This is a genomic window from Candidatus Streptomyces philanthi, assembly GCF_059553635.1.
The window spans coordinates 1-13,883 of the sequence record NZ_JCANQV010000156.1 but is presented as its reverse complement, the minus strand read 5'-3'; the positions used below and the strand labels follow the sequence as shown (position 1 = coordinate 13,883).

Genomic DNA, 13,883 nt, shown 5'->3' with positions numbered 1-13,883 from the left:
GCCGCCGCCCGCCCCCGACGGAAGGGCCCGTACGTGAAGCTCTCCCTCGTCGTCCCCTGTTACAACGAAGAGGCCGTGCTCGACCGGTTCGACACCGCACTGCGCACCGCCCTGGACGCCCTCTGCGTCGAGTACGAGATCCACTACGTCGACGACGGCAGCACCGACGGCACGCTGGGACGGCTGCGCGCCCTCGCCCGGCGGCACTCCGGCACCACGCGTTACCTCTCGTTCAGCCGGAACTTCGGCAAGGAGGCCGCCATACTGGCCGGCCTGCGCGCGGCCACCGGCGACGCGGTGATCCTCATGGACGCCGACCTCCAGCACCCGCCCGAGCTGATCGGCCGGATGCTCGACCTGCATCTGCTCGGCCACGACCAGGTCGTCGCCCGCCGCGACCGCACCGGCGACCGCCCGCTGCGCCGCACGCTCAGCCGTTTGTACTACCGCGCCGTCAACACCTGGGTGGACGTCGAACTCGCGGACGGTGCGGGAGACTTCCGGCTGCTGTCGCGGCCCGCCGTGGACGCCCTGCTGTCGCTGCCGGAGTACAACCGCTTCTCCAAGGGCCTGTTCTCCTGGGTCGGCTTCGACACCGTCACCTTCGACTACCGGGGCACCGCCCGCGAGGCCGGGGAGACCAAGTGGCGGACGGGGGCGCTGCTCAACTACGGGCTGGACGGGATGCTCTCGTTCAACTGCCGGCCGCTGCGGATGGCGATCTACGCCGGTCTCGGGCTGGCCGCGCTGGCGGCGCTCTACGCGCTGTGGGTGGTGGGCGCCACGCTGGCCGGCGGGGTGACCGCGCCGGGCTATGTGACGCTGGTGGCGATCATGGTGGGGCTGGGCGGTCTCCAGATGGTGATACTGGGCCTGGTCGGGGAGTACGTCGGGCGGATCTACTACGAGTCCAAGCGGCGGCCGCACTTCCTGGTCAAGGAGACGGAGGAGACGGCCGGAGAGCCGGGCGCGCCCGCGGCGGCCCCGGCGGGGGCGGGTACCACCGGCAGTCCCGGGCCGGGCTGATGCGCCGCCCGGCACTCGGCCGTACCGGGCGGCCGGTCCGCTTCGTCCTCGTCGGCGTCGCGAACACCGCCGTCTTCTACGCCTGCTATCTGCCGCTGCATCTGCTGCTGCCGTACTTCGCGGCCTACACCGCGGCCTTCCTCACCAGCCTGGCCTGCGCCTTCCTCCTCCATACGCGCTTCACGTACCGCACCCGGCCGACCTGGCGGAAGTTCGCGCTGTTCCCGCTGACCCAGGTGACCAATTACGGGGCGCAGAGTGCGGGGCTCGTGGTGCTGGTGAGCTGGTGCGGGATGGATTCGCGGGCCGCGCCGCTCCCGGCGGCGGCCCTCGCGCTCCCGTTCACCTACCTGGTGTCGGGGCGCGTGCTGCTGGCCGGGCGCCAACACCGGGGCCAGGATGGCGAATTCCAGGGCTCCCCTGCGACGTTTCGGCGTGGTACAAACAGGCCGTAATGTCCCTTATGTACAGACTTAACGGGACGTGTGACGAGCCCCATAGAACATTCAGGCAACAAGGAGGAACCTTTTCCGATGAACAGCGGTCATCATGACCGACAATATGCATGCCCCTTTGGGGGCATTTCTGCTTTCTGCACTCGGTTCGTCACGAGGAGTAACGCCGCATGTCCGAGATAGAGTCCGGAACTCCGCGCTTCAGCATCATCGTGCCCGTGTTCAAAGTGCAGGGCTTCCTGCGTGAGTGCATGGACTCGGTGCTGGAGCAGGACTTCGCGGACTTCGAGCTGATCGCCGTCGACGACTGCTCCCCCGACCGCAGCGGCGCCATCCTCGACGAGTACGCCGCCCGCGACCCCCGCGTCCAGGTTCTGCACCTGCCCGAGAACGTCGGCCTCGGCCTGGCCCGCAACCGGGGTCTGGAGAAGGTCCGCGGCGAGTACATCCTCTTCCTCGACAGCGACGACACCCTCGTGCCGGGCACCTTCACCGCCCTCGACGAGCGGCTGAAGGCGACCGAGAACCCCGAGATCCTGATCTTCGACTACGCGCGCACCTACTGGGACGGCTCGGTGCGCCGCAACATGCGCTCCGAGCTGCTGGACGAGGGCGGCAGCCCGTCCTTCCCGCTCAGCGAGCGCCCGGAGATCCTCGACCTGCTCCAGATCGTCTGGAACAAGGCGTACCGCCGCGACTTCGTCGAGCAGCACGGCTTCGAGTTCCCCGTGGGCTACTACGAGGACGCCCCCTGGACGTTCTGCACCCTGATCACCGCCGAGCGGATCGCCGTCCTCGACCGGGTCTGCCTGCACTACCGCCAGCGCCGGCAGGGCGGCAACATCCTGCGCACCACCAGCCGCAAGCACTTCGATGTCTTCGACCAGTACGCCCGGGTCTTCGCCTACCTGGACGCGCACCCGGAGCTGTCGCGCTGGCGCCCGCACATGTTCCGCAAGATGGTCGACCACTTCCTGACCATCCTGGACAAGCCCGGCCGCCTCCCGCAGAACGCCCAGGCCGAGTTCTTCCACCGCGCCGCCCGCGACTACCGCATGCGGGTGCCCGCGGGCTTCGTCCGCCCCGGCGGCGTGGCCGGCGGCAAGTACGCGCTGCTCGCCAAGGACGCCTACCCGGCGCTGGCCGGCCTCAAGGTCGCCGGCAAGGTCCAGCGCGTCGTCCGCAAGCAGGCCAACAAGCGCATCCGCCAGGCCAAGCGCAAGGCCGTCGACCTGCGCTACCAGGCCCTGATGCGGCAGCCGATCGACGAGAACCTCGCGGTCTACGCCGCGTACTGGAACCGCCTGCCGGCCTGCAACCCGCTGGCGATCTACGAGAAGGCCAAGGAGCTGGCGCCGCACGTCCACGGCGTCTGGGTCGTCAAGGAGTCCCTGGCCGACCAGGTCCCGGCCGGCATCGACTACGTCGTGCCGAACTCGCCGCGCTACTGGGAGGTCATGGCCCGCGCCAAGTACCTCGTCAACAACGTCAACTTCGCGGACAACGTGGTCAAGCGGGAGGGGCAGATCCACCTCCAGACCCACCACGGCACCCCGCTGAAGTCGATGGGCACCGACCAGAAGCGCTACCCGGCCGCCGCCAAGGGCATGAGCTTCCGCAAGCTGCTGGCCCGCGCCGACCGCTGGGACTTCTCGGTCTCCTCCAACCAGCACACCACCGAGCAGTGGGAGCGCGTCTACCCCTGCAACTTCCAGTCGCTGGACACCGGCTACCCGCGCAACGACGTCTACTACCGCGCCACCGCGCAGGACGTCCTGGACATCCGCGAGCGCCTGGGCATCGCCCCCGGCAAGACCGCGGTGCTCTACGCGCCGACCATGCGCGACTACCAGGTCGGCTACGTCCCGCGCCTGGACCTGGAGCGGCTCTCCCGCGAGCTGGGCGAGGACGTCGTCCTGCTGGTGCGTACGCACTACTTCTACGACGCCAACCCCGCCCTCCAGGCCCTCCAGGAGAGCGGCGCGCTGATCGACGTCTCCGCGTACCCGGTCGTCGAGGAGCTGTGCCTGGCCGCCGACGCGCTGATCACGGACTACTCGTCGATCATGTTCGACTACGCCAACCTCGACCGGCCGATCATCAACTACACCGACGACTGGGACACCTACGTCCGCTCCCGCGGTGTCACCTTCAACCTCCTCTCGGGCGAGCCGGGCGACACGCCGGGCGTCATCGCCACCACCGAGGACGAGCTGATCGACGCGTTCCGCAGCGGCCGCTGGGACGACGAGAAGGCCACCGAGCTGCGGGCCGCCTTCCGTGCCCGCTTCTGCCAGTGGGACGACGGGCACGCCGCCGAGCGCGTGGTGCGCCGGATCTTCCTGGGGCAGGACGAGAAGCCCGAGCCGCTGCCGGCGCAGGAGCGCACCGTCGCACCGTCGCCGCGCGCCGCGGCCGGCGAAGGGGCCACGGGCAAGGTGAGCGCACCGCGCACCGGGGCCGACGACGTGACCGCGTCGGACGCCGACCTGGCCGGCTGACCCGGCACCTCATGCGCCGAGGGGCGCCCTGGCGGAACTCTCCGCCGGGGCGCCCCTCGGCGTTTCACGGCTCCGGTGGCCGCTACTGACCCGTGTGCCCCGGCCGCGCGCCGAGCGCGCCGGTGACCGCGTCGGCCAGGGCGTCGAGATAGCCGTCCGGGACCGTGTCGCGGACCACCAGCAGACGCCAGTACAGCGGGCCGGTCAGCAGGTCCAGGGCGAGCCGGGGATCGGCGCCGGCCGGGAGTTCGCCGCGTGCGACGGCCCGGGAGACCACCGCCGCGGTGACACCCTCCTGGCTGTCGTGCAGGGCGCCCCGGAGCGCCTCGGCCAGCTCCGGGCTGCGGGCCGCCTCGGCCAGCAGGTCGGGGACGATCTGCGCCGCCATCGGGTGCCGCAGTGTGCGGGCGGCGACCTCCAGCAGCATCCGCACATCCCCCCGCAGGGTGCCGGTGTCCGGGGTGGGCAGGCCCTCGGCGGCCAGTGCGGAGACCACGTCCAGGACGAGATGGAGCTTGGAGCGCCATCTGCGGTAGACGGCGGTCTTGCCGACGCCGGCGCGCCGGGCGATCCCCTCGATCGACATCCGGGCGAAGCCGGCCGCGGCCAGTTCCTCGAAGACCGCCGCCCGGATCGCCGCGGTCTTGTCCTCCCTGAGCACCGCGGCTCCCGCCGGTGCCCGGCGTGCCGTCGCGGGGTCGTGTGCGCTGCCGTCCTTTGCCATGTCATGAGGATACCGTCACGACGATACGGTTGCGTTCCGACGTCCCGCCGCCCTACTGTCGACGTCGCGACGATACGGACCCGTTCCGACGTACTCCCGTCCCGGTCCGTCCCCGCCGCACACGCCCCCGCACACCGTCCGCACCCCGGCCACCGGCCCCGTCCCGTACGAAAGCGGCCCCATGCCCGACACCCTCGCTCCCCCCGTACCGGCCCCCGGCGCCCCGCCCGACCCCCGGCTGCGCGCCCTCGCCGAGGCCCACGGGCTGACCGTCAGCGGCGCCCGGCCCCCGCTGGCCGTCTACACCCGCCGCCTTTGGGACCGGCGGCACTTCATCACCGCGTTCGCCACCGCCCGGGTCACCGCGCTCTACACCACCGCCCGGCTCGGCCAGCTCTGGCAGGTGATGACGCCGCTGTGCAACGCGGGCGTCTACTACCTGATCTTCGGGATGCTGCTGCACACCAACCGCGGTATCCCCGACTACATCCCGTACCTGTGCACCGGGATCTTCGTCTTCACCTTCACCCAGTCCTCGGTCCTGGCCGGCACCCGCGCCCTGTCCGGCAACCTCGGCCTGGTCCGCGCCCTGCACTTTCCGCGCGCCTGCCTGCCGCTCGCCCAGACCCTCGTCCAGCTCCAGCAGCTGCTCTTCTCCATGGGGGTGCTCGCCGCCATCGTGCTGCTCTGCGGAGTGCCACCGACCTGGCGCTGGCCGCTGATGGTCCCGGCCCTGCTGCTCCAGTCCGTCTTCAACGCCGGCCTGGCCCTGATCATGGCGAGGATCGGCGCCCGGACGACCGACACCGCCCAGCTGATGCCGTTCGTCCTGCGCACCTGGATGTACGTCTCGGGCGTCTTCTACAACCTCTCCACCTTCACCCGCCACGCCCCCGAGTTCGTCGCGGCGCTCCTGAACGCCAACCCCGCACTGCTCTACATCGACCTGATGCGGTACGCCCTGATCGACAGCGTGCACGCCCGCGACCTGCCGCCCCACATCTGGCCGGCGGCCCTGGGCTGGGCCCTGCTCGCGGGCGCCGCCGGATATGTCTTCTTCTGGAAGGCGGAGGAGGAGTACGGCCGTGGCTGACACCGTCACCGCGCCCCGCGCCGAGTCGTCGGCGCCGACCTCGGACCGGGTGCCGACCGTCATCGCCGACGACGTCCATGTCGTCTACACCGTGCACGGCGCCGGGGGCGGCCGCGGCAACGCAGTCTCCGCGCTGCGCCGCCTCGTCCGCCGCACCACCACCGCCGGCACCCGCACCGTGCACGCCGTCAAGGGCGTCAGCTTCGTCGCCCACAAGGGGGAGGCGATCGGCCTCATCGGCTCCAACGGCTCCGGCAAGTCCACCCTGCTGCGCGCCGTCGCGGGCCTGCTGCCGCCCGCGAGCGGCCGGGTCTACACCCAGGGCCAGCCGTCCCTGCTCGGCGTCAACGCCGCGCTGATGAACGACCTGACGGGTGAGAAGAACGTCCTCCTCGGCGGGCTGGCGATGGGCATGAGCCGCGAGGAGGTCCGCGAGCGCCACCAGGACATCGTCGACTTCTCCGGCATCAACGAGAAGGGCGACTTCGTCTCCCTGCCGATGCGCACCTATTCGTCCGGCATGGCGGCCCGGCTGCGGTTCTCCATCGCCGCCGCCAAGAACCACGACGTGCTGCTGATCGACGAGGCGCTCGCCACCGGGGACCGCGCCTTCCAGAAGCGCTCCGAGGAACGCATCCGCGAACTCCGCGAGAAGGCCGGCACCGTCTTCCTCGTCAGCCACCACCACAAGTCGATCCGCGACACCTGCGACCGCGTCCTGTGGCTGGAGAAGGGCGAGCTGCTGATGGACGGCCCCACCGACGAGGTCGTCGCCGCCTACGAGGCGCACCGCTGACACCGGACGGGCGGACGCACAACGGGGAACGGCCCCGGAGCGGGTGCTCCGGGGCCGTCGCCGTACGGGGACGCGTCAGCTGTGCGTCCGCAGCAGGGTGCGCATCGTCCGCATGGCCACCGAGAGGTTCGCCAGGTCGAAGCCCTCCGAGCCGTGGATCTCCTCCAGCGTGGCGCGGGCCCGGCCGAGGATGGCGCTGTTGTCCGCCTCCCACGCCGTGAAGCGCTCGGCCGGCGTCGAGGAACCGTTGCCGACCGTCAGGATGTCCGAGGTCAGCGCCGCGTGGGCGGCGAAGAGGTCCTCGCGGATGGAGGCGCGGGCCATCGACTGCCACCGGTCGTTGCGCGGCAGGTCGAGGATGCGGTTCAGCAGCTGGTTGATCCGCAGGCGCTCGCCCAGGTCGTAGTAGACCTCGGCGACGTCCAGCGGCGCCTTGCCCGTGCGGTCCGCGATGGCGACGATGTCCAGCGCCGGGAAGACCGACGAGAAACCGGCCACCTGGGCGGCCAGCTGCTCGGTCACGCCCGCCTCGGTCAGCTCCGCCAGCACCGTGTTGTACCACTCCAGGTCACGGCCCTGGATCAGCTTGGGCAGCTGGGACCAGACCTCGGCGACCCGCTCGGCGAAGAAGTCGATGGTCTCCGACAGGGCCAGCGGCTGCGGGCGGTTGTTGAGCAGCCAGCGGGTGCCGCGCTCGACGAGCCGGCGGGAGTGCAGCCGGATACGGGTCTGGGTCGCGGCGGGCACCTTGTTGTCCAGTGCCTCGACGTCGTCCCACACCTGGTTGAGCGCGAAGATCGCACGGGCGGCGGTGTGCGCCCGCACCACCTCCTCCAGCGAGGCCCCGGTCTCCTCCCGCATCCGGTGCAGGAAGCTCGTTCCACCGGTGTTGACGGTGTCGTTGACCAGCACCGTGGTGACGATCTCACGGCGCAGCGCGTGGCCCGCGACCTGCTCGGCGAAGTTGTCGCGCAGGGCGGTGGGGAAGTACGCGTTGAGCAGGTGCTGGAGGTAGGGGTCGTCCGGCAGTCCGGTGCGGATCAGCTTGTCGGCCACCGTGATCTTGGTGTAGGCGAGGAGGACCGCGGTCTCCGGCTGGGTCAGACCCCGGCCGGCGTTGATCCGCTCGCGGATCTGACGGTCGGTGGGCAGGAACTCCAGCGCCCGGTCGAGGTGGCCGTCGCGCACCAGGCGGCGCAGGAAGCGCTGCTGGGCGTAGAGCATGCTCGCGGACTGGGCCTGGGCCAGCGCCAGGGCGGTGTTCTGCGCGTAGTTGTTGCGCAGCACCAGCGCGCCGACCTCGTCGGTCATCTCGGCGAGCAGCTTGTTGCGCTGCTTGACCGTCATGTCGCCGTTGGTGACCACCGCGTTGAGCAGGATCTTGATGTTCACCTCGTGGTCGGAGGTGTCCACACCGGCGCTGTTGTCGATCGCGTCGGTGTTGATCTTGCCGCCGGTGCCGGCGAACTCGATACGGCCCAGCTGGGTCAGACCGAGGTTGCCGCCCTCGCCGACGACCTTGACCCGCAGGTCCTCGCCGTTGACCCGGATCGCGTCGTTCGACTTGTCGCCGACATCGGCGTGGGACTCGGCGGACGACTTCACGTACGTGCCGATGCCGCCGTTCCACAGCAGGTCCACCGGCGCCTTGAGGATGGCCCGCATCAGCTCGGCCGGCGTCAGCTTCTTCACCCCGGCCTCGATGCCGAGGGCGGCCCGCACATGGGCGTTGATCGGGATGGACTTCGCCGTCCGCGGGTGCACCCCGCCGCCCTGCGACAGCAGCTTGGTGTCGTAGTCGGCCCAGGAGGAGCGCGGCAGCTCGAAGAGGCGGCGGCGCTCGGCGTACGAGACGGCCGCGTCCGGGTTGGGGTCGAGGAAGATGTGCCGGTGGTCGAAGGCTGCGACCAGGCGGATGTGCTCGCTCAGCAGCATGCCGTTGCCGAAGACGTCACCGGACATGTCGCCGACGCCGACGACCGTGAAGTCCTGGGTCTGGGTGTCGTGCCCCAGCTCGCGGAAGTGGCGCTTGACCGACTCCCAGGCGCCACGGGCGGTGATGCCCATGCCCTTGTGGTCGTAGCCGGCGCTGCCGCCGGAGGCGAAGGCGTCGCCCAGCCAGTAGCCGTAGTCCTGGGCGACCTCGTTGGCGATGTCGGAGAACGTCGCGGTGCCCTTGTCGGCGGCGACGACGAGGTAGGTGTCGTCGCCGTCGTGGCGGACGACGTTCTGCGGGTGGACGACCTCACCGGCGACGAGGTTGTCGGTGATGTCCAGCAGGCCCGAGATGAAGGTGCGGTAGCAAGCGACGCCCTCGGCCAGCCAGGCGTCCCGGCCCTGCGCCGGGTCCGGCAGCCGCTTGCCGACGAAGCCGCCCTTCGAGCCGACCGGCACGATGACGGTGTTCTTGACCATCTGCGCCTTGACCAGGCCCAGCACCTCGGTCCGGAAGTCCTCCCGCCGGTCCGACCAGCGCAGACCGCCGCGGGCGACCTTGCCGAAGCGCAGGTGGACGCCCTCGACGCGCGGGGAGTACACCCAGATCTCGTACGCCGGGCGGGGCGCCGGCAGGACCGGGATGGCCTGCGGGTCCAGCTTCACCGACAGGTAGCTGTGCGGCCGGCCCTCGGCGTCGCGCTGGTAGTGGTTGGTGCGCAGGGTCGCCTTGATGACGGTGAGGAAGGCGCGCAGGATGCGGTCCTCGTCCAGCGACGCGACCTGGTCGAGGGCGCCGTCCAGCTCCTCCAGCAGACCGTCGGTCAGCTCCGTGCCGGCCCGCTGGCGCTCGGGCGACATCCGCGCCTCGAAGAGGGAGACCAGCAGCCGGGTGGTGTGGACGTTGTTGGCGAGGGTGTCCTCCATGTACGTCTGGCTGAAGGTCGACCCGGCCTGCCGCAGGTACTTCGCGTACGCCCGCAGCACCATCGCCTGGCGCCAGTCGAGACCGGCACGCAGCACGAGCTGGTTGAAGTTGTCGCTCTCCGCGGCGCCCGTCCACACCGCGGTGAACGCGTCCTGGAAGCGCTCGCGGGCGTTGTCGCCGTCGACCCGCTCGGGCATCCGCAGCCCGAAGTCGTAGACCCAGGCGAGGGTGGAGTCGGTGCGCCGCAGCTCGTACGGGCGCTCGTCGACGACCTCGACGCCCAGGCGGTTCAGGCCCGGCAGCACCTTGGACAGCGAGACCGGCTCGCCCCGGCGGTAGATCTTGAAGCGGCGCTCGTTGGGGGCCGCGCCGACCGGCTCGTAGAGGCTGACGGCGAAGTCCTGGCCCGGCTCGCCGGTGAGCTTCTCCAGGTGCTGGAGGTCGGCGACCGCGCTGCGCGGGCTGTTGTCGGCCTTGTAGCCCTCGGGGAACGCGTGCTGGTAGCGGCGCAACAGCTCGGCGGCGCGCTCCTCGCCGACCTCCGCGGTCAGGGCCTCGGCGAAGCCGTCGGCCCAGGAGCGGGCGGCCTCCACCAGACGGGCCTCGATGCGCTCCACGTCGGCGTCGGTGAGGTCCGGCAGGGACGAACCGGGCGCGACGCGGACGACGAAGTGCAGCCGGGAGAGGACGGACTCGGTGTTCCAGGCCGTGAAGTCGACGCTGGTGCCGCCCAGCTCCTCCTTGAGGATGTCGATCAGGCGCAGCCGGACGCCGGTGGTGTAGCGGTCGCGCGGCAGGTAGACCAGCGCGGAGTAGTAGCGGCCGTACTCGTCCTGGCGGAGGTAGAGCCGCAGACGGCGGCGCTCTTGGAGGTAGAGGACGCTGGTGGCGATGGAGCGCAGCTGGTCGACCGGGGTCTGGAACAGCTCGTCGCGCGGGTAGGTCTCCAGGATCTGGAGCAGGTCACGGCCGTCGTGGCTGTGCGGGGTGAAGCCGGCGCCGTCCAGCACCTCGGCGACCTTGCGGCGGATCACCGGCACCCGGCGCACCGACTCGGTGTACGCGGCCGACGAGAACAGGCCGAGGAAGCGGCGCTCGCCGATGACGTTGCCCTGCTCGTCGAACTTCTTGACGCCGACGTAGTCGAGGTAGGACGGGCGGTGGACGGTGGCCCGGCTGTTGGCCTTGGTGAGGATGAGCAGCTTGTGCTCGCGGGCCTTGGCGCGGGCGTCGGCGGGCAGCCGGTTGAAGGACGGCGAGACCGGGTGGCCGTCGTCGGCGCTGTGCGCGGGGTCGGCGCGCAGGATGCCCAGGCCCGTGCCGGCCACGGCGGTCAGCACGTCCTCCTCGGCGCCGCCCTCGCCGGGCGCGGAGACCAGCTCGTACTCGCGGTAGCCCAGGAAGGTGAAGTGGTCGGCGGCGAGCCAGCGCAGCAGCTCGCGGGCCTCCTCGATCTCCTGGTCGCGGAGATCGTCGGCGGTGGGCTCGGTGGGGAGTTCGTCGGCGATCCGCAGCGCGGCGCCGCGCATCTTCTCCCAGTCCTCGACGGCCTCGCGGACGTCGGAGAGCACCCGCAGGAGGTCGGCGGTGATCTGCTTGAGGTCGGCCCGGTCGGTCTCGCGGTCGATCTCGACGTGGATCCACGACTCGGTGACCGCGTCGTGCGGCAGCTCGGCCGCGGGCCCGCCGTCCTTGCCGCTGTGCGGGTCGTTGCTGTCGAGGACCTCGATGAGCTTACCGGTCACATCGCGGCGGACGATGACCTGCGGGTGGATCACGACGTGGATGCCGCGGCCCTGGCGGGACAGCTCGTTGGTGACGGAGTCGACCAGGAAGGGCATGTCGTCGGTGACGACCTCGACGACGGAGTGGCTGCACATCCAGCCGTTCTCCTCGACCGTCGGGGTGTGCACCCGGACGTTCGCGGTGCCCTGCGGGCGGTTCTCCGCGAGGCGGTAGTGCGAGAGCGCGGCGCCGAAGACGTCGACCGGGTCGCGGCCGGAGAGGTCCTCGGGGGCGGTGTGCAGGTAGTAGCGCTGGAGGTATCCCGTGAGGGTGTCCGGGTCGAGGCCGCGTACCGGGGGCTTCCCGCCGGCCTGGTGGTTCTCAACGACCCGGGCGGCCCGTTCGAGCAGCTCGGTCTTGGCTTCGTCCAGCTTGGTCTGCATGTCCTCTGGCTCCTGTCGCGCGCCGTTGCGTGACGTCGTGGAAGAACTCCGTGGAAGCTGCACAACGCCGCCGTGACGCGAGGTGTCCTGTCGGTGTCGACGCTATGCCGCGGTGAGAGAGGGCCGTGCCGTCATCGACGAGTCTTGACGTTGTCGACATGCACTGGTGGCCGCATCGATCAGCCGCCGCCCGGTCACCGTGGTGTCCCGGGCGCACAGCAGGGGCCTCGGTGCCCCCGCGGACTATCGCGCTGATCACGCTGCAAGGCTATCTCTCTCTGCGCCGTTACCGTCATCGGCCTCTTCCGTACAAATCGACCGGCGGAACTTGGCCCTTCCGGACAAGCCCGCGACGCGCCGTACCGGGCGCACGCCATCGCTCCTCGGGCGCCACCTCCCCCGACCGGTCCTCCGCCCCCTTCCGTCACACCGCCATCCGGGCGGCCGTCCGTACCGCCTCCGCCAGGGTGTCGACCACGGGCACCCCCACGGCCTCCAGGCGCTCCCGGCCGTGCGAGCCCCCGGTGTAGAGCACCGCCGCCGCGCCCGCGTGCCGTGCCGCCACCGCGTCGTCCACCGCGTCACCGATGACGACCGTACGGGCCGGGTCCACGCCCTCCAGCGCCGCCAGATGCCGCACCATGTGGTCGCTCTTGCCGCCCCCGGACGGCCCGGTCCTCCCGTCGACCCGCACGAAGTGCTCCTCGATCCCGAACCCGCGCACCAGCGGTATCAGCTCGTCGTGGCCGAACATGCTCAGCAACGACTGCGTCCCGCCGTCCTCCCGCCACTGGGCCAGCAGACCGGCCGCGCCGTCGGCGAGACCGCAGCGCACCCGGTGCTCGGTGTAGTGCCGGTGGAACGTGTCGTCCATCACACGCCACTCGTCGTCCGTCGGCAGCCGCCCCATCAGCCCTTCGTAGAAGAGCGGCACGGGGACGCGGTACAGCTCCCGGTAGCGCTCCAGCGTGATCGGCTCCATACCGATCTCCGCGAACGCGGAGTTGGTCGCCGCGATGACGGCGTCGATGTCGTGGAAGAGCGTGCCGTTCCAGTCCCAGACGAGATGTGCGCTGTGCCGTGCCATGTTCCTGCCCCCTGATGCGACCGATACGAAAACCGTACCGGCAGGCACTGACAGTGAGGGTCAGGACACGGAACGGGAGGCCAGGGAGGGGTGGCGCGGACCCGCCGGCCGGGACGGCCCGCGCCCGGCCGCGTCAGCCGATCAGCTGCGGGATCTCCTGGACGCCGAACCACATCAGGTCATGGTCCGCCGCGCCGTCGACGGTGGAGCGGGCGTCGCCGTCGCCCCGGTCCGCGCCGTCCAGCGCCGAGGCCGCCGCCGCGATGTCCTCCTCGGCGTCCGGGGAGTCCACGTGCACCGCCGCCGCCTTGGTCATCGGCACCGATCCGGCGACCCGGACCCGGCCCGGCACGCCCTCGCCGCCGCCCGGTCCGGCGACCGCCGCGTCCGGCACGTCCACCGCCACCACGACGCGCCGCCGCGCGGCCTCCGGGTCCCCGGCGAGGCGCCGCAGCGCGCCCTCGGCGGCGCCGTTCAGGGCCGCGTACTCCAGCTCCTCGACGTCGTCGGTGCGGCACCACTCGCGCAGCGCCGGCGTGACCGCGTACGCCTCCAGGGGGCCGGGGCCCAGTTCGCCGCTCCTGTGCGCCTCTGCGAGACCGGGAAGGGTCAGGGGGACATAGACGCGCATGACCGTCGCTTTCGCTCGTACGACCGAGTCGGGCCGGGTACCAGATCGGGAAAAGTCCCGTCAGCATACGGGCGCGTATCCCTCGTCGTGGTGTCCGTGCGGACCGTCCCGCGTCCACGCGGCGCCCCGGAGGGATACATTCCGCCGCTCAACGAAGCCTCCGACACCCGAAAGGGTGAACTTTCGCGTCCACCCGTATCCCCAGGGCGGCCATTGCCGCCGAGCCGGTCCCGCCGATAAAAGGGCTCCACCGAAGCTACTGTCCGGTAATCCACCGGGCCCGGCAGAACGGGGGCGCCAGCATGTCCGGCATCACGACACCCATCCCGCCACACCTCCTCGACCCGCCGCCCGCACCGGCGGTCTCCTCCCGGCCTTCGGGCCTCCCCTCCGTCCCGCAGCAGCGGCAGACCTCACCCGTACCGGACACTTCCACGGGCCCCGGCGAGCGGCCGCGGAACGGCGCCGGAGCAGACCCTGCCACCCGCGGGGAGCACCCCACCAGCACCGCGAGCGCCGAAGGCCCCGCCCGGCGCCCC

9 protein-coding genes and 1 pseudogene are annotated in these 13,883 nt (G+C 71.1%); 6 read left to right on the top strand and 4 right to left on the bottom strand.

Features of this window, described 5'->3' with window-relative positions; genetic code table 11:
- The first annotated feature begins 33 nt into the window (after positions 1-33).
- The 3 genes from AC51EU_RS18715 to AC51EU_RS18705 all read left to right on the top strand — a co-directional run bounded on the left by AC51EU_RS18715 (position 34) and on the right by AC51EU_RS18705 (position 3,982).
- On the top strand, positions 34-1,026 hold the full coding sequence (locus tag AC51EU_RS18715) for a glycosyltransferase family 2 protein (RefSeq protein WP_496268135.1): 993 nt from the start codon (positions 34-36) through the stop codon (positions 1,024-1,026).
- Positions 1,026-1,481, top strand: a complete 456-nt coding sequence (locus tag AC51EU_RS18710; protein ID WP_496268134.1) for a GtrA family protein — start codon at positions 1,026-1,028, stop codon at positions 1,479-1,481. Before AC51EU_RS18715 ends, AC51EU_RS18710 begins: the two co-directional genes overlap by 1 nt.
- 170 nt (positions 1,482-1,651) lie before the next feature.
- The gene (locus AC51EU_RS18705; RefSeq protein WP_496268133.1) at positions 1,652-3,982 is read left to right on the top strand and encodes a bifunctional glycosyltransferase/CDP-glycerol:glycerophosphate glycerophosphotransferase; all 2,331 of its coding nucleotides are present in this window, start codon (positions 1,652-1,654) and stop codon (positions 3,980-3,982) included.
- 82 nt (positions 3,983-4,064) lie between these two features.
- Here AC51EU_RS18705 and AC51EU_RS18700 read toward each other — a convergent pair whose 3' ends face one another.
- On the bottom strand, positions 4,065-4,706 hold the full coding sequence (locus tag AC51EU_RS18700) for a TetR/AcrR family transcriptional regulator (protein ID WP_496268132.1): 642 nt from the start codon (positions 4,704-4,706) through the stop codon (positions 4,065-4,067).
- Positions 4,707-4,887: 181 nt separating this feature from the next.
- Here AC51EU_RS18700 and AC51EU_RS18695 point away from each other — a divergent pair, with 181 nt between their 5' ends.
- Together AC51EU_RS18695 and AC51EU_RS18690 are read left to right on the top strand one after the other, a co-directional pair.
- Positions 4,888-5,799: an ABC transporter permease gene (locus tag AC51EU_RS18695; protein WP_496268131.1), complete on the top strand. Its 912-nt coding sequence runs from the start codon at positions 4,888-4,890 to the stop codon at positions 5,797-5,799.
- Positions 5,756-6,595: an ABC transporter ATP-binding protein gene (locus AC51EU_RS18690; protein WP_496268130.1), complete on the top strand. Its 840-nt coding sequence runs from the start codon at positions 5,756-5,758 to the stop codon at positions 6,593-6,595. The genes AC51EU_RS18695 and AC51EU_RS18690 overlap by 44 nt, the downstream gene beginning before the upstream one ends.
- 75 nt (positions 6,596-6,670) lie before the next feature.
- On the opposite strand, the gene AC51EU_RS18685 is transcribed toward AC51EU_RS18690, so the two are convergent.
- From AC51EU_RS18685 to AC51EU_RS18675, 3 genes are all read right to left on the bottom strand, one after another.
- Positions 6,671-11,626 carry an NAD-glutamate dehydrogenase gene (locus AC51EU_RS18685; RefSeq protein WP_496268129.1) on the bottom strand — a complete coding sequence of 1,652 codons (4,956 nt, stop codon included), beginning with the start codon at positions 11,624-11,626 and terminating at the stop codon, positions 6,671-6,673.
- A gap of 424 nt (positions 11,627-12,050) precedes the next feature.
- Positions 12,051-12,713, bottom strand: coding sequence for an HAD family hydrolase (locus AC51EU_RS18680; protein WP_496268128.1), 663 nt, complete (start codon positions 12,711-12,713; stop codon positions 12,051-12,053).
- 133 nt (positions 12,714-12,846) lie between these two features.
- The gene (locus AC51EU_RS18675; protein WP_496268127.1) at positions 12,847-13,344 is read right to left on the bottom strand and encodes a DUF6912 family protein; all 498 of its coding nucleotides are present in this window, start codon (positions 13,342-13,344) and stop codon (positions 12,847-12,849) included.
- Positions 13,345-13,646: 302 nt separating this feature from the next.
- Here AC51EU_RS18675 and AC51EU_RS18670 point away from each other — a divergent pair.
- Positions 13,647-13,883, top strand: a pseudogene (locus AC51EU_RS18670) (hypothetical protein); the annotation flags it as partial.

Excerpts from the sequence above, each read along its gene's own strand:
- AC51EU_RS18700 (WP_496268132.1), bottom strand. The coding sequence starts at position 4,706 with ATGGCAAAGGACGGCAGCGCACACGACCCCGCGACGGCACGCCGGGCA.
- AC51EU_RS18675 (WP_496268127.1), bottom strand. The coding sequence starts at position 13,344 with ATGCGCGTCTATGTCCCCCTGACCCTTCCCGGTCTCGCAGAGGCGCAC.
- AC51EU_RS18705 (WP_496268133.1), top strand. The coding sequence starts at position 1,652 with ATGTCCGAGATAGAGTCCGGAACTCCGCGCTTCAGCATCATCGTGCCC.
- AC51EU_RS18680 (WP_496268128.1), bottom strand. The coding sequence starts at position 12,713 with ATGGCACGGCACAGCGCACATCTCGTCTGGGACTGGAACGGCACGCTC.
- AC51EU_RS18685 (WP_496268129.1), bottom strand. The coding sequence starts at position 11,626 with ATGCAGACCAAGCTGGACGAAGCCAAGACCGAGCTGCTCGAACGGGCC.
- AC51EU_RS18695 (WP_496268131.1), top strand. The coding sequence starts at position 4,888 with ATGCCCGACACCCTCGCTCCCCCCGTACCGGCCCCCGGCGCCCCGCCC.
- AC51EU_RS18710 (WP_496268134.1), top strand. The coding sequence starts at position 1,026 with ATGCGCCGCCCGGCACTCGGCCGTACCGGGCGGCCGGTCCGCTTCGTC.
- AC51EU_RS18690 (WP_496268130.1), top strand. The coding sequence starts at position 5,756 with ATGTCTTCTTCTGGAAGGCGGAGGAGGAGTACGGCCGTGGCTGACACC.